Annotated in this window: 18 protein-coding genes; 7 read left to right on the top strand and 11 right to left on the bottom strand. The window is 65.2% G+C overall.

The window, feature by feature from the left end; genetic code table 11:
• Nucleotides 1-5: 5 nt before the first annotated feature.
• Nucleotides 6-2,141 carry an OB-fold nucleic acid binding domain-containing protein gene (locus ACERI1_RS10240; protein ID WP_373618043.1) on the top strand — a complete coding sequence of 712 codons (2,136 nt, stop codon included), beginning with the start codon at nt 6-8 and terminating at the stop codon, nt 2,139-2,141.
• A gap of 491 nt (nt 2,142-2,632) precedes the next feature.
• A complete protein-coding gene (locus ACERI1_RS10245) occupies nt 2,633-3,103 on the top strand; it encodes an SHOCT domain-containing protein (protein WP_373618044.1) in 471 nt (156 codons plus the stop codon).
• 6 nt (nt 3,104-3,109) lie between these two features.
• Here the strand turns inward: ACERI1_RS10245 and mnhG are convergent, their stop codons facing one another.
• From mnhG to mbhE, 7 genes are read right to left on the bottom strand one after another with little or no spacing between them, the layout of a single operon-like run.
• Nucleotides 3,110-3,484 carry a monovalent cation/H(+) antiporter subunit G gene (gene mnhG, locus ACERI1_RS10250; RefSeq protein ID WP_373618045.1) on the bottom strand — a complete coding sequence of 125 codons (375 nt, stop codon included), beginning with the start codon at nt 3,482-3,484 and terminating at the stop codon, nt 3,110-3,112.
• On the bottom strand, nt 3,481-3,771 hold the full coding sequence (locus ACERI1_RS10255; protein WP_373618046.1) for a monovalent cation/H+ antiporter complex subunit F: 291 nt from the start codon (nt 3,769-3,771) through the stop codon (nt 3,481-3,483). Before ACERI1_RS10255 ends, mnhG begins: the two co-directional genes overlap by 4 nt.
• The gene (locus tag ACERI1_RS10260) at nt 3,764-4,369 is read right to left on the bottom strand and encodes a Na+/H+ antiporter subunit E (RefSeq protein ID WP_373618047.1); all 606 of its coding nucleotides are present in this window, start codon (nt 4,367-4,369) and stop codon (nt 3,764-3,766) included. The genes ACERI1_RS10255 and ACERI1_RS10260 overlap by 8 nt, the downstream gene beginning before the upstream one ends.
• On the bottom strand, nt 4,369-6,027 hold the full coding sequence (locus ACERI1_RS10265; protein ID WP_373618049.1) for a complex I subunit 5 family protein: 1,659 nt from the start codon (nt 6,025-6,027) through the stop codon (nt 4,369-4,371). Before ACERI1_RS10265 ends, ACERI1_RS10260 begins: the two co-directional genes overlap by 1 nt.
• A gap of 46 nt (nt 6,028-6,073) precedes the next feature.
• Nucleotides 6,074-6,427 carry a sodium:proton antiporter gene (locus ACERI1_RS10270; protein ID WP_373618050.1) on the bottom strand — a complete coding sequence of 118 codons (354 nt, stop codon included), beginning with the start codon at nt 6,425-6,427 and terminating at the stop codon, nt 6,074-6,076.
• Complete coding sequence (locus ACERI1_RS10275; RefSeq protein WP_373618052.1) at nt 6,424-6,888, bottom strand: MnhB domain-containing protein; 465 nt, start codon at nt 6,886-6,888, stop codon at nt 6,424-6,426. Before ACERI1_RS10275 ends, ACERI1_RS10270 begins: the two co-directional genes overlap by 4 nt.
• The gene (gene mbhE / locus ACERI1_RS10280) at nt 6,885-9,314 is read right to left on the bottom strand and encodes a hydrogen gas-evolving membrane-bound hydrogenase subunit E (protein ID WP_373618054.1); all 2,430 of its coding nucleotides are present in this window, start codon (nt 9,312-9,314) and stop codon (nt 6,885-6,887) included. Before mbhE ends, ACERI1_RS10275 begins: the two co-directional genes overlap by 4 nt.
• 172 nt (nt 9,315-9,486) lie before the next feature.
• Between mbhE and ACERI1_RS10285 the strand changes: the two genes are divergently transcribed.
• Nucleotides 9,487-11,148, top strand: a complete 1,662-nt coding sequence (locus ACERI1_RS10285) for a tRNA uridine(34) 5-carboxymethylaminomethyl modification radical SAM/GNAT enzyme Elp3 (RefSeq protein WP_373618055.1) — start codon at nt 9,487-9,489, stop codon at nt 11,146-11,148.
• Nucleotides 11,149-11,164: 16 nt separating this feature from the next.
• On the opposite strand, the gene ACERI1_RS10290 is transcribed toward ACERI1_RS10285, so the two are convergent.
• Entirely contained in the window at nt 11,165-11,710 is a 546-nt protein-coding gene (locus ACERI1_RS10290; protein WP_373618056.1) for a hypothetical protein, read from the bottom strand.
• A 138-nt stretch (nt 11,711-11,848) separates the two neighbouring features.
• Here ACERI1_RS10290 and ACERI1_RS10295 point away from each other — a divergent pair, with 138 nt between their 5' ends.
• Nucleotides 11,849-13,396: a molybdopterin-dependent oxidoreductase gene (locus ACERI1_RS10295; RefSeq protein WP_373618057.1), complete on the top strand. Its 1,548-nt coding sequence runs from the start codon at nt 11,849-11,851 to the stop codon at nt 13,394-13,396.
• Between the two features lie 39 nt (nt 13,397-13,435).
• Here ACERI1_RS10295 and ACERI1_RS10300 read toward each other — a convergent pair whose 3' ends face one another.
• Complete coding sequence (locus ACERI1_RS10300; protein WP_373618058.1) at nt 13,436-14,080, bottom strand: hypothetical protein; 645 nt, start codon at nt 14,078-14,080, stop codon at nt 13,436-13,438.
• Nucleotides 14,081-14,278: 198 nt separating this feature from the next.
• On the opposite strand from ACERI1_RS10300, the gene rqcH reads away from it, so the two are divergent.
• Both rqcH and ACERI1_RS10310 read left to right on the top strand, forming a co-directional pair.
• On the top strand, nt 14,279-16,423 hold the full coding sequence (gene rqcH / locus ACERI1_RS10305) for a ribosome rescue protein RqcH (RefSeq protein WP_373618059.1): 2,145 nt from the start codon (nt 14,279-14,281) through the stop codon (nt 16,421-16,423).
• A 102-nt stretch (nt 16,424-16,525) separates the two neighbouring features.
• The gene (locus ACERI1_RS10310) at nt 16,526-16,768 is read left to right on the top strand and encodes a hypothetical protein (protein WP_373618060.1); all 243 of its coding nucleotides are present in this window, start codon (nt 16,526-16,528) and stop codon (nt 16,766-16,768) included.
• 29 nt (nt 16,769-16,797) lie between these two features.
• Here ACERI1_RS10310 and ACERI1_RS10315 read toward each other — a convergent pair whose 3' ends face one another.
• Together ACERI1_RS10315 and ACERI1_RS10320 are read right to left on the bottom strand one after the other, a co-directional pair.
• The gene (locus ACERI1_RS10315) at nt 16,798-17,361 is read right to left on the bottom strand and encodes an HTH domain-containing protein (RefSeq protein ID WP_373618061.1); all 564 of its coding nucleotides are present in this window, start codon (nt 17,359-17,361) and stop codon (nt 16,798-16,800) included.
• Between the two features lie 268 nt (nt 17,362-17,629).
• Nucleotides 17,630-18,256, bottom strand: coding sequence for a hypothetical protein (locus tag ACERI1_RS10320; RefSeq protein WP_373618062.1), 627 nt, complete (start codon nt 18,254-18,256; stop codon nt 17,630-17,632).
• Between the two features lie 191 nt (nt 18,257-18,447).
• Between ACERI1_RS10320 and ACERI1_RS10325 the strand changes: the two genes are divergently transcribed.
• Nucleotides 18,448-19,515 (top strand): mRNA surveillance protein pelota, encoded by a 1,068-nt coding sequence (locus tag ACERI1_RS10325; protein WP_373618063.1) that lies wholly within the window; start codon nt 18,448-18,450, stop codon nt 19,513-19,515.
• Nucleotides 19,516-19,521 lie beyond the last annotated feature (6 nt).

The raw sequence follows: 19,521 nt of genomic DNA on the forward strand, positions 1-19,521 counted from the left end.
AATAGATGGGTAACTGTATCATCTGCGGCACACCCGTTGACGGCGAGATCTGCGAGAGTCACGAGGAGGATGCTGTTTTCGAATTTCGCGGCACGTCTCCCTCGCAGCTCACGCCCGGTCGCTACTACCGGGGGACCGTCGACGGCTACGCCGACTTCGGTGTCTTCATCGACATCGGAGACCACGTCACTGGCCTGTTGCACAGAAGCGAACTCGACCGCCGACTCGAAAGTCTCGACTGGGAACCGGGCGACGACGTGTTCGTCCAGGTACTCGACGTCCGCGACAACGGCAACGTCGACCTCGGCTGGTCGATCCGCCAGCGCGAACGTGAGTTCCGTGGCCACTTGATCGAGACCGCCGACGGCGAGTACCGACCGGAAGACCTTGAGGACGACACTGATGCGGAGCCGTCCGACGAGAGCGACGCCGAAACACCGGCAGCCGGCGAGTTGCAAGCTGGTGCCACTGAAGAGCCCGAACCCGCAGCCGCGGAGACGGGCGGTACCGTCGCAAGCAGCGGCTCCGTCGCGACCGAGACTGCTGCCGCGTCGACGCCGACGACCGACGACGCCGCCGAGTCCGACTCCGAGACCGAACAGGAGCCCGCACTCAAGCGGACCACCGTCGATGCTATCGAGAATCAGGTCGGCAGCGTCGTCCGCCTCGAGGGTGAGATCACCGGCGTCCGCCAGACCAGCGGTCCGACGGTCTTCGAACTGCGCGACGAAACCGCGACCGTCGAGTGTGCGGCGTTCAAGGAAGCCGGCGTTCGCGCCTACCCCGCCGTCGAACTCGATGACATCGTCGCCCTCGAAGGCGAGGTCGAACGCCACAACGGCGACCTGCAGATCGAGACCGAGTCCCTCGATATCCTCGAGGCCGAGGCCCGCGAAACGGTCGTCGACCGTCTCGAGAGCGCGCTCGAACAGGAGGCACGACCCGAAGACGTCGCGCTACTGGCCGACCACGACGCAGTCGCAGCCGTCGAAGACGGTATCGCCGACGCGGCGACCGCGATCCGCCGTGCGGTCATGGAGGCCCGCCCGGTCGTCGTCCGCCACGGCGCGACCGCAGACGGCTACGTTGCCGGCGCTGCCATCGAACGCGCCGTCCTCCCGCTGATCCGCGAGAAACACACCCGTGAGGACGCTGAGTATCACTACTTCGAGCGCCGCCCGCTCGACGGTCGCGTCTACGACATGGACGCCGCGACCAACGACGTTACCTCGATGCTCGAAGCCCGCGACCGCCACGGTGAACAGCTCCCGCTGGTCGTCCTGGTCGACGCCGGCTCGACTGTCGAATCCGTCGACGGCTACGACCTGCTCTCGCTGTACGACGCCGAGGCGCTCGTGATCGACGACAGCCGCGCCGACGACGAGATTACCGACGCCGTCTCCGTCGCCGTCGCCCCGTCGCTGGCCGGCGCTGACGTTGCCGACGTCACCTCGACCGCGCTGGCGACCAACGTCGCTGCCCACGTCAACGACGACGTCCGCGACGATCTCGAGCACCTTCCCGCAGTCAGCTACTGGGAGGACACGCCCGAGGCATACCTCGACCTCGCCAGCGAGGCCGGCTACGACGAGACTGGCGTCTCCGAACGCCGCGAAGCCGTCGCCCTCGAAGCCTACTACCAGTCCTACAAGGACAAGCGCGAACTCATCATCGACCTGCTGTTCGGCGATGGCGAGAACTCGGAGCGACCCCGGAACGGCGACCTCGCCGCCCACGTCTCCGAGCAGTTCCGCGACAAGCTCGAGACCGAACTCGAGACGGCTCGCGAGAACCTCACCGTCGAAGGCGTCGACGGTGTCACCGTCTCCGTCCTCGATACGGACGCGTTCACCCACCGGTACAACTTCCCGACGACGATCCTGCTGCTGGACGCGCTCCACCGCAGCGAGCGCGAGCAGGCAGACACCTACGTCACGCTCGGCGTCGGCGACGACGAACTCCACGTCCGCGCGACCGAAGACGTGAACGTCCGCGACCTCGGCGACGCGATCGCCGAGGCCGTGCCAAACGGCGGCGTCAGCGTCGTCGGCGGTGCCGACGGCCACGTCGAGTTCCTGCCCGGCGAACGCGATTCGGTTCGTGACGCCGCACTCGAGGCGCTCGGCGAGACGCTCGCGTAAGGCTCGTCTTCTCCATCGTCCACTCTCGTATTGAGCGGCAGCGCTGTTTGCGGTTGATGACTGATCGTCGGTGAGTAGTCGTGGCCGCGTACCGGTCAGGTGTCCGCACAGGATCGTTACTGCTCAGTATATCGTCCGGCCAGCCAGATCAGAAACAGAAGCGTCCCGAGACCCAGAGCCGTGACCGCAAGGGCGAATCGTGGGCTCGTAAGCGGCAGACCCGAAAGCGGCAGACTCGATAGATAACCAGTGATCTGCTTCAGTCCCCAGACCGCAGCCAGAACGCTGATGGCGAGTGCTGTAAGCAGGAGTTCGTAGTCAAACCACGTCTTTAGTCCTTCCAACGACGGCATAGTATCTGCTTGTGTTCGGTATTTTATAATCCTTCAGTCAAATTGTCATCTATACTCGTCTCCGCCTCTCGAGTACCGGACCGGCGGACGATCTCTCGAGCCACCAACCTCTTCCCGACCCCAATAGAATTGACACGTATGAACGGGAGCGAGCGAGTCGATCGCGGCGGGGCTGACGGGCCGTGGACTCGGTTGCGTGAGAACGCGACCGGGATCACCTCACTACTCGTGACGGCCTTCTGGCTCGGTGCGATGTTTACCGGACAGGACTGGTGGCTCGCGGCGTTGCTCGTCGGCTACATCGCCGTCGTCCCGCTGGTCGCGATCCTCTTCGGTGACGAAGACGATCGCCGCGAGTGGGCCGACGAATATCTCAGTACGGACACCGCCGAGACGGACGGGAAATCTGAGCCGACGGATTCCAAGACCGACGCCCTCGAGACGTTGCGCGAGCGCTACGCCGCCGGCGACCTCACTGACGAGCAGTTCGAGCGGAAACTCGAGCGACTGCTGGACACGGAGACGCTCGAGGAGGCTCAGGAGTGGGGCCAAAAGCGGGATCGGGAGCGAACGGACGATCGAGAGCGGGATCTCGAGTACGACCGATGATGGCCCTCAATCGTCGCTTGGCTCGGCATCGTCGGCTCGCTCGGTACCGCCGGGTCGTTCGACCGCGTTCGGGTCGGGCCAGGTGACGCTCCCAAGGAAGGGGACCCCGATGCGCTCGGCGGCGCGGGCGATCATGTGCGAGCCAGTCGGGATCGTCAGAAAGAGGAAGGCGATCCCGATGAGAGCAGTCAACCCCTCGCTGCCGGGGCCGAACTCGACGAAGCCGGCCAGGAAGATCGCCGCGGTGCCGAGCGTCGTCGGCTTACTGGTGGCGTGCATCCGATTGTAGACGTTCGGCAGGCGCAGCAGACCGATGGTGCCGACGGTGAGGAAAAAGGCCCCGACGACGACCAGCGCGATGACGATGGCAGTGTGAATCATTCGATCACCTCGCCGTCGGTGACGAACTTAGCGACAGCGACGGTTGCGATGAAGCCGATGATCGCGAGCACGAGGCTCACCGTGATAAAGAGGCCCCGGCCAGTCAGCAGTGCGAACAGCACCGCAATCGCGACGACGTTCGTCCCGATGGCGTCCAGTGCGACCACCCGATCCGGGTTCGTCGGCCCCCGAATGACGCGGTACCCACAGAGGACACAGAGGCCACTGACGAGGATTAGCGCGCCGTGGATCGCCGTCTCGAGCACGACCGGGTCGGCCTCAGTCATCGTCGACACCTCCGTTTTGGCGGTCCGTGGTACTGTCTCTTTCCCCACCGGAAACGACGATCTCCGGCGGCGGGTCGGATGGCGACGCGGCTTCGTTGAACAACTCGAGTGCGTAGTTTTCCCATGTGTGAATCGGCTCGGCGATCGCTTCTGGATCGCGACCGTTGACGCCGTGGACGTACAGCGCGTTGGTCTCGTCGTCGTAATCGAGCGTCACCGTCCCTGGTGTGATCGTGATGCTGTTGGCGATAATGGTGATCGCGAGGTCGGATTCGACCCGCAGCGGGACGAGGATCACTTCGGGCTCGATCGGCATCCCCGGCGAGAGCACTCGGTAGGCGACGTCGACGTTCGCCCGCAGGAGTTCCCAGGTGAACGCGCCCAGATAGAGTCCGGCGTAGGGCAAGGCACCTATTACACGGCTGAGATCGAGGTCCTTGCTGTAGAGCCGCCGGAAGACGAACGCGACCGGCAGTCCGACGAGCAATCCTGCGAGCAGCCCGCGGACGACCGAGACGGGTGTCAGCGGCAGCCCGCGGACGAATACCCACAGGACGGCGAAAACGACGCCGACGACGGGCCAGGTTCGAACCCGCATCAGTGCCCACCTCCGTTGGCGCTCGAGTCGATCAGGTCACTCGCATCCTGCGGAGCGACGGCGTCCACGTAGCTGTCGGTGTCGATGGCTGCGTCGGCGGCGAGCTCCGCGAACTCGTAGACGGGCTCGAAGCCGACGCCGACCGCGACGATCGTCACCGCGAGGACCGCGAGGACAGCTACCTGTACGGAATCGACCGTCGCCGCCTCCACGGCGTCCGTCTGTGCTCCCCAGAAGCTCCGATTCCACGCTCGAGTCGTGTAGGCGATCGTTAGCAGCGAGCCGACGAGCAAGACGACGAGCACGGGGCCAGCGCGGGCTCGAGCCGCGGCGTCGAAGACGAGGAACTTGCCGAAAAAGCCCGACAGCGGTGGAATGCCGACGAGCGCGAGCGAGGCGACGAACACCGCGATCGCGAGCGGCGGCGATCGCTTCGCCAGCCCGCCGAGATCGGCAAATTGGCTCGTCCCCGTCGCCGCCCGGACCGTGCCGACCGACAGGAAGAGCAGCCCCTTGGCCAGCGTGTGATTGAGGGCATACACTAGCGCGGCGACGATCGCCAGCTTGCGCAGGCCTGGCGCCGTCACCGTCGTCGCGATCGCGACCGGCATTGCGATGAAGCCGACCTGGCCGATGCTCGAGTAGGCGAACACGCCCTCGAGCGAGTCTCGCCCGATGGCCCCGATCCCGCCGACGAGGATGCTGGCGGTGGCCATCACGAACAGCGCTGCGCCGACGAACGGCAGTGGGGAGTCGCCAGCGATCGTCACCCCTGGCAGCGCGAGCTCGACGCCGACCTCGGCTCCGGCGAAGACGGTAAAGGAGAGTCGGATGATGGCGTAGATGCCGACCTTTTTCGTCGCGCCGGCGAGCAAGGCGGTGACCTGTGGCGGCGCGGCCCGGTAGGCCGTCGGGATCCAGAACTGGAAGGGAACGAGCCCCGCCTTGAGCGCGAACACTGACAGGAGCAAGCCGAACAGGCCGACGACTGGGGCCGGCTCGAGGCCATAGGCCGCCGGTTCGGCGAGCCGCCGTGCGAGATCGGCCATGTTGAGCGTCCCCGTGGTCGCGTAGATCCCGCCGACACCCAGCAGGAAGACGGCGCTGCCGACGAGGTTGAGCGTGACGTACCAGAACGCGGCGCGGGTGTGCTGGGGGCCGCCGCTGTAGGCGACGAAGACGTAGCTGGCCATCAGCATCACCTCGAACCAGACGAAGAGGTTGAACAGGTCGCCGGTGAGAAACGCACCGGTCACGCCCAGCGCGAGGAAGTGAAAGAGCGGGAAGTAGTAACTCCGTCCCTCACCGCCGGGGAGGTGGCGGGTCGAAAAGACCAGCGACGCGACCCCCAGGATCGCGACCATGGTTAGCATGAACGCCGACAGGCCGTCGGCGACGAGCGTGATCCCGAAGGGGGCCGGCCAGCCGCCGACCTGGTAGGTCGCGATCCCTGGCGCGTCCGGCGCGAGGACAATATACCAGTCGATCGCCGCCACTACGGTCGCGTAGGCTATGCCGCTGGCCAAGCTCACCGCGGCTCGAGCCCGCGGATAGCGGCCGAGCAACAGCGTTCCCGCGGCTGCGGCGAGGACGATCAGCATCGGCGCGATCACGAGCGGTGATTCTGTGCCGACCGGGGTGGCAGTTAGTGCCGTCATCGTCGATCACCACATGCTACGTGCGTCGTCGAAGGTTGCAGCGTCGTCATTTGCGATCACCCAGCTTCGTCACGTCTAACGTCCCGTGTTCTTCGTAGACCCGATACGACAGCACGAGCGCGAACGCGGTCATGCCGAAGCCGATGACGATGGCGGTCAACACGAGCGCCTGCACCACCGGGTCAGCCGTCTGGGGCGCACCCTCGCCGTGGCCGGCGAGGATCGGCACCGACTCGGCGACCGCCGGTGCGATCCCACCCATCGCCAGCAGGTAGACGTTCGCCGCCTGGCTGATAATCGCCAACCCCCAGACGACCCGGATCAGGTCCCGCTGCAAGAGCAGGAAGGTCCCGAGCGCGAACAGCGCCCCGACCGCGGCTGCGAGGGCGATCGCCGTCATTCTGCACCCACCACCGAGAGGATCGTCAGTAACCCACCGACAACGACACAGTAGACGCCGAAGTCGAACGCGATCGCGCTCGCGACCTCGAGGTGATCGTAGATCGGCACCCCCTCGAGCATGACGAACGTCTGCGTGAGAAACGGCTTCCCGAAGGCAAGCGGCGCGAGCCCGCTGACGACCGCGATCGCGAAGCCGGCAGCGAACAGCCGCCGATAGGCCACGACGACCCGGTCGCGCGAGGGTTCCTTGCCGGGGTCGACGTCGCGCCCGAGGATTCCCCGCTCTAAGAAATCCAGACCGAAGGCCATGTAAATGATCGCGAACGCCGTCGTCGTCAGCACGCCGCCGATGAACCCACCGCCGGGGAGGTTGTGACCCTCGATGAACAGCGAGATCGCGACGACCAGTACGATCGGGACGATCGCTCGCGCGGTTGTGCGCATGATGACCGTCGTCATTCGTCGCCACCTCCGGTGGTGTCGGCGTCGTCTCGAGCCTCGATCGCGTCGCCAGTGCGAGCGGTGGGTCGTTCGTCGTCGCCGCGACCGCGCATGACGATCAGCGTCAGGATCGAGATCGCAGCGAGTGCGATCACGGCAAGTTCGCCCAGCGTGTCGAACCCACGAAAGTCGACCAGCGTCACGTTGACGATGTTGGTGCCGCCGCCCTCCGGCACGGCCTGTGCTGCGAAGTAGCGGGCGATGTCGGTGCTGCCCTCGGGGCGGACGCCGCTCGAGACGAGCACCGTGACGAACGCGGTCACCCCGACGACGAGCGAGACGACGATGTCGCGGACGGTCGTCCCGACCGCGATCCGTTCGGTCGCCGGGATCTCCTCGATCACGAGCAAGAAGAGCACGAGAACCAGCGTCTCGACGACGAGCTGGGTCAGCGCGAGGTCGGGCGCGCTCGCGAGGATGTAGAAGATGGCGACCATGAAGCCGAGAATCGAGAGCGTGAGGACGCCCGCAACGTGGGTGTCGGAGAGGACGACAGCGAGCGCGCCGACAACTGCCACGAGCAAGACCAGGCCCATGGCCAGCGTGACCTCGAAGCCAACCGCGACCGATCCGATGGCATCCGCCGCGACGAAGCCAGCGAGTGCGAGCGCGCAGATCCCGCTCAGGACCCACGTCGCGTACGTCCGCAGGAGGCTGTTGTGAATCGTTTCCGCGAACCAGCGTCCCTCGTCGGTGAGCCCCTCAATGATGACGTCGTACCACCAGTTCGAACGGACCGGCGGCGTCGACCCCACGAACCGCCGGATGCTGTCGTGGAGTCGATCGTAGAACGGGAACGCGGCGACGCCGACGGCGATCGTCACTGCGCTCATTCCAACCGGCGTCGAGTACGATGTCGGGAGGCCGACGTGCATCTCGTGGGGATCGACCGCCGTCGCCTCGAGGCCGGACTGGACGATGACGTCGACCGCGAGTTGCGGATCGACGCTGACGACCGCCGCGAGCAGCGCCAGCACGGCCGGGGAGACGAGCATCGTCACGGGTGGGCTGTGAACGTGACCGAGCGCGTCGGGACGCTCGCCGAAAAACAGCGAGAGGAACCGCAACGAGTAGAGGACGGTGAAGATACTCCCGAAGACGGCGACGGCAGGGTAGAGCCAGCCGAGTAGGCCGATGTCGTGGTAGTGACTCGCCTCGACGGCGGCTTCGAAGAGTAGCTCCTTCGAGTAGAAGCCATTAAATGGCGGTATTCCGGCCATGCTGAGCGCGACGACGGTGGTGATCGCCGCCGTTACCGGCAACTCGTGGCGGAGCCCGCCGAGGTCGTCGATCTCTCGAGTGCCGGCCTCGTGAGCGATAATCCCAGCGACCAGAAACAGCGCGGCCTTGAACAGGGCGTGGTTGAGCAGGTGGAAAACGCCAGTCTCGGCGCCGTAGACGGATGTAAAGCCGAAACCGGCGACCATCAACCCGAGGTGACTCGCCGTGGAGTAGGCCAGCAGTTCCTTGATATCCGTCGCCGCAACGGCCATCATTGCACAGACGGTCATCGTCGTCAGGCCAAGCGTCGCAAAGAGGAACAGCCACTCGGGGCCGACGAGCATGGGCCGGACGCGGCCGACGAAGTAGACGCCGACTTTGACCATCGTCGCGGAGTGGAGAAACGCCGAGACCGGCGTAGGTGCGGCCATCGCGTTGGGCAGCCAGAAATGTAGCGGGACCTGTGCGGACTTCGTCCCCGCGCCAATCGCGAGCAGCCCCAATACGGGGAGAAACAGCCCCCGTCCTCGGAGGGCTGCGGTCATCGCGTCGGGTTCCTCGAGCATCGCGGCGAGATCGAACGCAGCGCCGGGACCGAGGATATCAGCCGCGACGATCGACAGCAACAGGAAGCCAACGAGCAAGAAGAGCCCGCCGCCGACGGTGATGAACATAGCCATCCGGGCGGCGTACTGCGAGGAGTCGTCGGCAGTGTAGAACCCGATCAGCACGAACGAGGCGAGGCTCGTGAGTTCCCAGAACAGAAAGATCGCGATTAGATCGGCCGCGAGCGCGACGCCGATGATCGAGCCCATGAACGCGAACAAGGCAGCGTAGTATCGCACGAGCCCCGACTGGCCGTGCATGTACGCCGGCGAGTAGGTAAAGATGAGCGCGCCGATACCGCTTGCCAGCAGCGCAAACAGTAGTGCCCACCCGTCCACGTAAAATCGGAGTGCGACGTTGAGTGAGGGAATCCACTCGAGCGCGACGGTCCCCTCGCTCCCGTATTGGGTTGCAAGCAGGCCGAACGAAAGCACGGCGACGACGGTCCCTGCGAACCCGGCTTCTTCGCCGAGGAGACGAAAGAACAGTGGCGTGAGTGCTGCGGCGACAAACGGCACGGCGACCGCGGCGACGACCACCGCAAGGTCGGGAGACATTCAGTTATCGGGAATAGGATGAGACCATCCTTAAAGAATTACCTTTTGGACACTTGACGACAGACCGCAGGTCGCGGACGATCGCCAGACAACGAGAGCCCGCTCGACCAGCGAGGCTGGGCAGTCGCAGAGTCCGACACGCTTATTCGCAAACGGCGACGAATCACGTCTAGTGAGTACCGAGACGCCCGAACCGACCGAAACCGAAGCGTTCGAGCGAGTCTGTGAGACACTCGTCGAGCGGATCTTAAACGGCGAGATCGAGCGCGACGAGGTCGAGAAAGCCAAACTCGAGGCCTGTTCGGAACACTCCGCGCCGAAAGTACCGAAAAACTCCGAACTGCTCGACTACGCGCCCGAGGAGCACCGCGAGACGCTCGAGACCGTGCTCCAGCGCAAACCGGTTCGCACGGCGTCGGGCGTCTCGCCGGTCGCGATCATGACCTCGCCCGAGCGGTGTCCCCACGGGAAGTGTCTCTACTGTCCCGGCGGCCCCGACTCCGAGTTCTCGTCCTCGCAGAGCTACACGGGCGAAGAACCCGCTGCCGCCCGCGGGGTACAAAACGACTACGACCCCTACGGGCAGGTGACGCTGCGCCTCGAGCAACTGCGCCAGATCGGCCACCCCGTCGACAAGGTCGAACTCATCCTGATGGGCGGAACGATGACTGCCCGGAGCCACGACTACCAGGAGTGGTTCGTCAAGCGCGCGCTCGAGGCGATGAACGATTACGACGTCGACAAGGAGCCCGAACCGGCCGAAGGCGTCAGTTTCGCACAGGACCCCGACGAGTACGACTGGAAGTACGTCGAGGACGTCATCACGGAAAACGAGACCGCCGACATCCGCAATATCGGGACGACCTTTGAGACCAAACCCGACTGGTGCGATCCCGAACAGATCGATCGGATGCTCGAACTCGGCGGGACGAAAGTCGAAGTCGGCGTCCAGACCACCTATGAGAGGATCAACCGGGAGATGCATCGGGGCCACGGCGTCCAAGAGTCGATCGACGCCAACCAGCGACTGCGGGATTCAGCGTTCAAGGTCGGCTTCCACATGATGCCGGGCCAGCCGGGAATGAGCAAAGAGATGTGTCTCGAGGACTTCCGGCGGCTCTTCGAACAGGAGCAGTGGAAGCCTGATTACCTGAAGATCTATCCGACGCTGATCGTCCGCGGGACGGCGACCTACGACTGGTGGCACAAAGGCGAGTACGACCCGCTCGACAACGACAAAGCCGCGGAGCTGGTCGCGGAGATCAAGGACATGATCCCGCGCTACACGCGCCTCCAGCGGGTCCAGCGCGACATTCCGGCGGACTTCATCGACGCCGGCGTCTGGAAGTCGAACCTCCGACAGCTCGCCCGCCAGCGCATGGACGAGCACGGCTGGGAGTGTGAGTGTATCCGCTGTCGCGAGGCCGGGATGAACGACGAGGACCCCGACAACGTCGAGCTCGACGTGATGACCTACGACGCCTGTGGTGGCACCGAACACTTCATTTCGTTCGAGGACTTCGAGAAGGACCTCCTCGTGGGCTTCTGTCGGCTTCGGTTCCCGAACGATCCGGTCCGTCCGGAACTCGAGAACACGGCACTGGTCCGCGAACTCCACGTCTACGGCTCGGAGGTCGCCGTCGGAAACGAAAGCGAGACCGACCAGCACCAGCATCAGGGCTACGGCCGCCGACTGATGGAGCGCGCCGAGGCCCTCGCCGCCGACGCCGGCTACGACAAGGTCAGCGTGATTTCGGGTATTGGCGCTCGAGAGTACTACCGGAACAAACTCGGCTACCATCAGGACGGGCCGTACGTGAGCAAACGGCTCTGAGCCGGTCTCGTTCGAGCTATTTTCCTGCCGCGTTCGACTCGAGTGCGGCAAGATAGAGGAAGTACGCCAGCGCCGCGACGACCAGCGACACCGCCAGCACGGTCACTCCGACGTACCCGTTGAGTGCCACAGCGGGATTGCGCCAGAGGTAGACGCTTCCCTCGATTGCGAACGCAGTGAGCCCGCCGTAGAACAGCGCCAGCACGGTCGCTCGAACCACTGCGATCGCCCCACGCTCGCGGCTCTGGAACAACTCGAGGACGAACAACAGCGCGAACACGAGGAGATAGAACGGGCCGGGAATCGCCTGCCCGAGCGTCTGCGGGCCGGTCACTGCGATGTAGCCGTAGTACGCCAGGGCGAGCAAGACACCGCCGACCAGCGTCAGTGAGAGCCCGTAACCGCTGGCGTCCTCGACGGTCGCCGGGACGACGCCGTCGCTCGTGCCCGACCCATCCGCGCGTGTGAGGTCGGTGCCGCTGGGACCCGCTCGCTCGTCCGACGGCCCGGTTCCGGAGTCCGAAGCCGTCGATGCGTCATCGTCGTCACCGGTGCTAGCCATAGCGGCTGTTTTCCGTCTCGCATAAGAAAAGTTAGCACATCAATGACAACTAACCAGTGTGGACCGTCATGATCGGCACGAGGTGGCTCGAGTCCGCGAGAGGGAGACACCTATTGCGTGCCAACACATACCACACACATGCTTTCGAACTCGCTGGGTACTGTGATCGCTCATGTGCGGTGGGCCGGCTCGAGAGCGATCGTCGCCTTGCTTGCGGCGATCGTCGCGGTCGCGGGCTCGTTTACCGTCTCGGGGAGGACGCCGTCGTTCGTCGTCGCGCCGGTCGATGCGTTCGTCGTCACGACGACGCCAGCGGTCGTGCTCACGGTTGCGATCGAACAACTGGGCCGGTTGGGTGAGACGCTAGCGTCGCTCGTCGCAGTCGCGCTGACGATCGGGCTCTTCGCCGTCGTCGCCCAGTTCGCACTGGTCGGTGGCAAGATGCTGTCGCCGCGCCTACCGGTCCCGGCGTGGGTGAGCCAGCCGGCAGTCGTCGGAGCCGCGATGGCGCTTCTCGCGTGGCTACTCGTGGGCGACATCGCGTCTGCCGTCGGGACAGCGGTTCCTGCGGCGATTTTGATTGCGCTCGTGAGTGGACGGCCCGGTGGACCGGTCCCGGAAGCGGGCGTCGACGCGAGCCGTCGGCAGCTGCTCGCCCTGACGGGAGGGGCGTTCGGATTCGGAATTATATCGTATGCGATCGGTTCGCGCCAATCGCCTGGTCTCGAGCGAGACCTCGAGGGGAATCTCGAAGCGGACGCGACAGCGCTCAGCCAGCAGGCAGCCGACATGGAACTCGAGATTGACGGGATTCCGGGCCTTGTCAGCGAGTCGTCGGCGTTTTTCACCGTCGACATCAACAACATCGATCCCGTCGTCAACGCCGACGACTGGACGCTCACGGTCACTGGGGAAGTCGACACCGACTACACGCTCACGTACGACGAACTCATCGATGGCGACGTGCGAACGGGCTACAACACGCTGCGCTGTGTCGGCGAACAACTGAACGCGGACTTACTCGATAACGCGATCTGGACGACCGTCCCCGTCGCGCCGATGCTCAAGCGCGCCGGCCCCGGCGGGGGCTGTGAGTGCGTGCGGGTCCAGGCAGCAGACGGATACTTTCAGCAGTTTCCCCTCGCCGCGATGGAGCGTGGCTATCTCGCATTCGGGATGAACGGGAAGGCGCTGCCGCGTGCCCACGGCCACCCCGTTCGGCTGCTGATTCCCGGCCACTGGGGCGAGATCAACGTCAAGTGGGTCACGGAATTCGAGGTGCTCGAGGAGGAAGTCGACGGCTACTGGGAGGAGCGCGGCTGGCACGGCACCGGTCCGGTGAACACGATCGCGAAGCTCTGGACGACCAACGAACTCGACAATGGACGAGTGCAGGTCGGCGGGCACGCCTACGCGGGCACCCGTGGGATCGAGACCGTCGAGGTGTCGACTGACGGCGGCGACAGTTGGGAACCTGCCGAGTTGAGCGAGGCGTTCGATCCGGCGGACGTACTCGGCGACCGCGACGCCTGGCGGCAGTGGCAGTACACCTGGGAGCCACCGGCGGGCGACAGCGAGGTGGTCGTCCGCGCGATCGACGGCACCGGCGACATCCAACCAGAAGAAAAATCGAGTCCGTTCCCCAGCGGCTCGAGCGGCTGGGTCCGCGAGACCGTGAGTGTCTAGATTTCCGCCCGGACCCGCTAAACGGGGGACGGGGCCGTCTCAGTCGATCGTGATCTCGAGCTCGAGCAAGCCGAGATGCGAGGGGGCACCACCGCCGTTTTGGCGGAACTCCTGTGGTGTGGAGTTGACGACGTTGTAGAAGTCGGCCTGATCGGTTGGCACCAGAACGCTGCCGTCGTCGCGCTGGAGGAACGCCGGTGTGTCGGTGTCCTCGATCAGTTCGCGCTGTTCGTCCCACTCCTCGCCGCCGTAGATGAACGTGCCAAAGGAAAACCGACCCGCGGCGAGCGCGTCGTGTTTCGACATGAACATCCCGGCCTCTTCGGCGTTGAACTCCTCGTCGCTCACCCAGGCGATCGCCGCGATGTCGTCGGTCTGGAGGAGATAGAAGTCCCAGGAGAGCGTCGCGTCGAACACCGCCCAGACGCTGCGGGGGCCGATCGTCTGCACCTCGACGCTGAACGCGGGGACGACCTGCGATCCCTCCGGTTCCGGGATGAACGTCGCGTCGTAGCCTGGCACGCGGATGCCGCGATCGTGGTATGCGATCCCGTCCATGTCGATGTCGGCCTCGATCCGGTCGACGATCCCGTGGACGGTCGCCCCGCCCTGGGCGTTGAGATGGTCGAGGAAGTCGGGAAAGCGCGAGACGTCCGTCCAGGGCTGGCCGTCGGCCCCGCTCATACGAGGGCACCCCCTCGAGCGGAGCGCGATCGGTCCCAGTCCCCGGCACGCGATACCGTAGCAGCGAGCTCGTGTGGCTGTCCACCGACGGCGTGGGTCATATCACGGACTGCGTGCCGGCGCGGATTAGGCGTTCCGACCTCGCCCGATGGGAGCCGGAGCGACACGTCTTTTTGACCGGGCCGGGCAGTGTGCAGTATGGATCCAAAGCGGGAACTCACCAGCGTCGACCTCGCCGCTCTCGTCGGGGAATGCGGTGCCTACGAGGGCGCGAAAGTCGACAAGGCCTATCTCTACGGCGACGATCTCGTCCGGCTCAAGATGCGCGATTTCGACCGGGGTCGCATCGAACTCATCCTCGAGGTCGGCGAGATCAAACGCGCGCACACGGTCGCTCCCGAGCGGGTGCCCGACGCCCCCGGCCGACCGCCGCAGTTCGCGATGATGCTGCGCAACCGCCTGTCGGGCGCTGACTTCGCCGGCGTCGAACAGTACGAGTTCGACCGCATCCTCGAGTTCACCTTCGAGCGCGAGGACGGCACGACCCGGATCATCGTCGAACTGTTCGGCCAGGGTAACGTCGCGGTCACCGACGGCGAGTACGAGGTGATCGACTGCCTCGAGACGGTCCGACTGAAATCCCGAACCGTCGTGCCGGGCTCGCGCTACGAGTTCCCCGAGTCCCGGATCAATCCGCTGACTGTCTCTCGAGAGGCGTTCGACCACGAGATGGACGACTCCGACACGGACGTCGTCCGGACGCTCGCGACCCAGCTCAACTTCGGCGGACTCTACGCCGAGGAGGTCTGTACCCGCGCCGGCGTCGAGAAGGGACTGGACATCGCCGATGCCGACGAGGCAGTGTACGACCGCGTCTACGAGGCCATCGAACGGCTCGCGCTCGACATTCGAAACGGGAACTTCGAGCCGCGACTCTACCGCGAGCGCGACGACGCGGACGACGGAGACGGCGACGCAAGCGAGGGTCCCGTCGTCGACGTCACCCCGTTCCCGCTCGAGGAACACGACGACCTCGTGGGCGAGTCCTACGACACGTTCCTCGAGGCGCTGGATGACTACTTCTTCCAGCTCGAGCTCGGCGAGGACGAAGAGCCGGAACCGACCGAACAGCGACCGGATTTCGACTCGGAGGTCGCCAAGTACGAGCGCATCATCGAGCAACAGCAGGGCGCGATCGAGGGGTTCGAACAGGAGGCCGACGCGTTGCGCGAGCAGGCCGAACTGCTCTATGCCGAGTACGGACTGGTCGACGAGATCCTCTCGACGATCCAGGACGCCCGCGCACAGGACCGACCGTGGGACGAGATCCGCGAGCGATTCGAGGCCGGTGCCGAGCAGGGCATCGAAGCCGCCGAGGCGGTCGTCGACGTCGACGGCAGCGACGGGACGGTCACGATCGACCTCGACGGCGACCGGATCGACCTCGTCGTCGATGAGGGCGTCGAGCAGAACGCCGATCGACTCTACACCGAGGCCAAGCGCGTCGAGGAAAAAAAGGAGGGCGCGCTCGCGGCCATCGAGGACACCCGCGAGGACTTAGAGGACGCCAAACGGCGCCGTGACGAGTGGGAAGCCGCCGACAGCGAAAGCGCAGCCGAGGACGGCGACGACGGCGCGGACGAACAGCGCGACTGGCTCGCCGAGCCGTCGATTCCCATTCGCGAGAACGAACCCTGGTTCGATCGCTTCCGCTGGTTCCACACGAGCGACGGCTACCTCGTAATCGGCGGGCGCAACGCCGACCAGAACGAGGAACTCGTCAAGAAGTATCTCGAGCCCGGCGACAAAGTCCTCCACACCCAGGCCCACGGCGGCCCCGTCACCGTCCTGAAGGCGACCGATCCCAGCGAGGCCTCCTCGAGCGACATCGAACTGCCCGACTCGAGCATCGAGGAAGCCGCCCAGTTCGCCGTCTCCTACTCGTCGGTCTGGAAAGACGGTCGCTACGCGGGCGACGTCTACGCCGTCGACGCCGATCAGGTCACGAAGACCCCAGAGAGCGGTGAATACCTGGAGAAAGGTGGGTTCGCGATCCGTGGCGACCGGACCTACTACCGGGATACGCCGGTCGGCGCAGCGGTCGGCATCCAGTGTGAGCCGTACACCCGCGTCATCGGCGGCCCGCCGTCGGCCATCGAGGATCGGGTGGAGACGACGATCGAACTCGAGCCCGGTCGGTACGCACAGGCCGATACGGCGAAACGGCTCTATCGCCGGTTCCGCGAGCGATTCGAAGACGAGTCGTTCGTCCGAAAGATCGCCAGTCCCGACCGAATTCAACACTTCATGCCGCCGGGCGGGAGCCGGATCAAGGGCGACTAAGACGCGGTGCTCTCCCGGGATCGTGAAGACTCCGGGGGGATCGACAGTGACCCCGACATAGACGGGTCAACGCTGATTGGCCATCATCGAGTAGGATAGTTGATGCCACTGCTCGAGGTGCTCGCCCCCGCCGTACTCGGCGGACTCGATGCCGTTACCATCGTCGGCTGGATCGCCGTCGCCGCGATGGCGGTCATAATTGGCTTCGTCGTGTTTCTGGCACTTGGCCCCAGCATGCAACCGCAGCGGGCGAAGCACGCCGAACCGACGCCGACCGACGGCGACGGTCGCGACGCCGGCACAGAGGAACGATCAGACGCGCCGACCGAGTCCGGCTCCCACTGACGGCTCGAGACGGCGTTCGAACGCGGCTGCTACTCGAGTTCCTCAGATCGAGCGTATCGCTCGGCGTTCTCGGTGGACTCGTCGCTGTCGGATGCGTCATGTGAGACGTCGTTTCGCTCTCGCGTGTCGAACGGCTCGGGCTCGATGACGCCCTCCTCGAGTCTGGCGAGGCAGTCCATGACGGTGTAGCTGCGGTCGCCGTCGGTACAGGGGGCGACACACTGGAGGTCGCCGTCGGCGTAGACGGCGACGCACGCGGTTGGGACGCGAACTTCGGCAGCCCGATGACCGATCACTGAGGGCGTTTCACGCCAGTCGAACGCCGGCTCGAGGTCGTAGCCTTCCTGGTCGGCCCACGACTGGAACGCCTCGACGGTTCCCGTTATCGACGGCCCGGAATCGCTGACCTCTTCGAGTGCGGGTCGCACCGCTGTCCAGGTCTCGATGTGGACGGCAGCGCCGATCGCGTCCTCGAGCCGACGTGCGCGCGCGACGAGCTCTTTGAGCGGCTCCACGACAGCCGCGGACGTGTGGGCGTGGACGAACACCTCGATCCGGATTGGCGCTGTGAACTCCGTGCTCGAGTCTGTCATTGTGTGTTTCGGCCTCGGTTCGGGCCTCACGTATCTGAGGCATCGGTCACCATCATAAAGCTAGCAACCTCCGGTCAGAATCGACTCTCTGGCTCTGCGCCACATCGATGCTCTACGCCGACGTCTCGACGATCGAATCTCATAACGGGGCCGCGGTATCGACTGGGGTCACCAACGCACTCGAGTGTCGCTCGAACGGACACCTCGGTTCGGACCGCGTTCCGAACCGGCTCGCTCGAGCGACGGCGTGGAGTGTCCCACCTGTCGGCTACCGGGACTCGGTCGCCGGTTCGTCGACGTGTGATTCACGAACCGAAATTTCGATGTCGGTTCCGTCCTCGAGTTCGATGGTCGGCTGCCCGGGCTCGCCGGTCTCGATGCGGTCGCGCTCGCGACCGACTGTCCGGGTCCGCTCGCGTTCGGACGCGTCGTAGGCCGAACTCATGGCGATCAGGAACCCGACCATCGCGGTCACGAGGGCGACGGCGGCGATCGCGACGGTCCCGACTGGAGCCAGGACGCCGGAGAGGACCTCCCCGGCGACGAACAGCGAAACCGACGTCACGAGCGCGATCAGCGTGAGCAGGCGGGCGAGCCGACCAGTATCGAGCCCGTGGTAGTGCTTCTCACCGCTTGTATCGGTCAGCACTGCCAGGACGCCCAGGATGCCGGTGTACGAATCGTCGGTCTGTGCGTTTCCGAGGGAATGTATCGACTGTGCGATCCACACACCGGCGGTGAAGTTGAGAAATGCGACGAACGAGACGAGTCCGATCTGTCCGTCGACGAACAGCCCCGCAACCATGGCCCCGAGAAACGTCAATGCCATGAGGGCATGTGTCACGAGCGAGCGCGTACCGAAGTCTTCGAGTCGCGCTGTGTATCCAGCGTTCATACTCACACGGATGCGTGCGACGTCAATAGTGTCATGCCCTACCTATGTCAACAGTTTGCAAATAAAGTGACTGTCGTGAATCGGTGATCGAGTGCTCGGTTCGCCTGATGACACAGGAGCAGCGAGCAGTTCGAGACCGCACTGGACGACCGATCGCAGTCCACTTACCGCGGCCCCGCAAAGCCACGGCCATGCAGATCAAAGACCGGGAGCAGGTCGAGGGTGGCCGCGAGCGGCTCACCGTCGTCCCGGAGAGCGTCGACGATCTCTGGCACCTGCAGTACGTCCTAGAGCCCGGCGACCGCGTCGCAGGCGATACGACCCGGCGAATCCAGCGCAACGACGACCAGATGCGCGATACCGGCGGCGAGCGCGAACACATGTGGGTCGCGATCGCCGTCGAGGACATCGAGTTCCACAAATTCGCCAACCGGCTGCGAGTGGGCGGCGAGATCGTCGCCTGCTCGCGCGAGGATCAACTGGGCTTTCACCACACGTTGAACGTCGAAACCCGCGAGGAGCTCTCGATCGAGAAACGATTCAAACCGGATCAAAAGGCCCGCCTCGAGGAGGCCGAGGAAGCGACCGAAAACCCCGACGTGGCGATCGCGACCGTCGAGGAGGGACAGGCCCACGTCCACACGGTCGCCCAGTACGGCACCGAAGAGCGAGCAGCGTTCACCGGCCCGACCGGGAAAGGCGAGTACGCCCGCGAGCGCTCGGAGCTGTTCGCGGAACTCGGCACGGTCCTCAAACGCCTCGAGGTCGACGCGATCATCCTCGCCGGCCCCGGCTTTACGAAACAGGACGCCTACAAGTATCTCGAGGACAACGAACCCGAGGTCGCCGAGCTGATTACGATGGTCGATACGGCGGCGGTCGGCGACCGCGGTGTCCACGAAGTCCTGAAACGCGGGGCCGTCGCCGACGTCCAGGAGGAGACTCGCATCGAGAGCGAGGCCGAATACATCGACGAACTCACCCGACGGATGGCAGAGGGCGCGAAGGCAGCCTACGGCCCCGAACAGGTCGCGAAAGCCGCCGAGTTCGGCGCGATCGATCGCCTGCTCGTCCTCGACGACCGCCTCCGGAAAGAACGCGGCCCCGACGGCGAGTGGGACATCGACATCGACCAGATCGTTCGGACGACCGAGCAGAAAGGCGGCGAGGTGACGGTCTTCTCGAGCGAGTTCCCACCGGGTCAGCAACTCGCCAACCTCGGCGGGGTCGCGGCGCTGTTGCGCTATCGGCTGGAGTGACGGTCG

The organism is Natrinema sp. HArc-T2 (genome assembly GCF_041821085.1).
Taxonomy (GTDB): domain Archaea; phylum Halobacteriota; class Halobacteria; order Halobacteriales; family Natrialbaceae; genus Natrinema.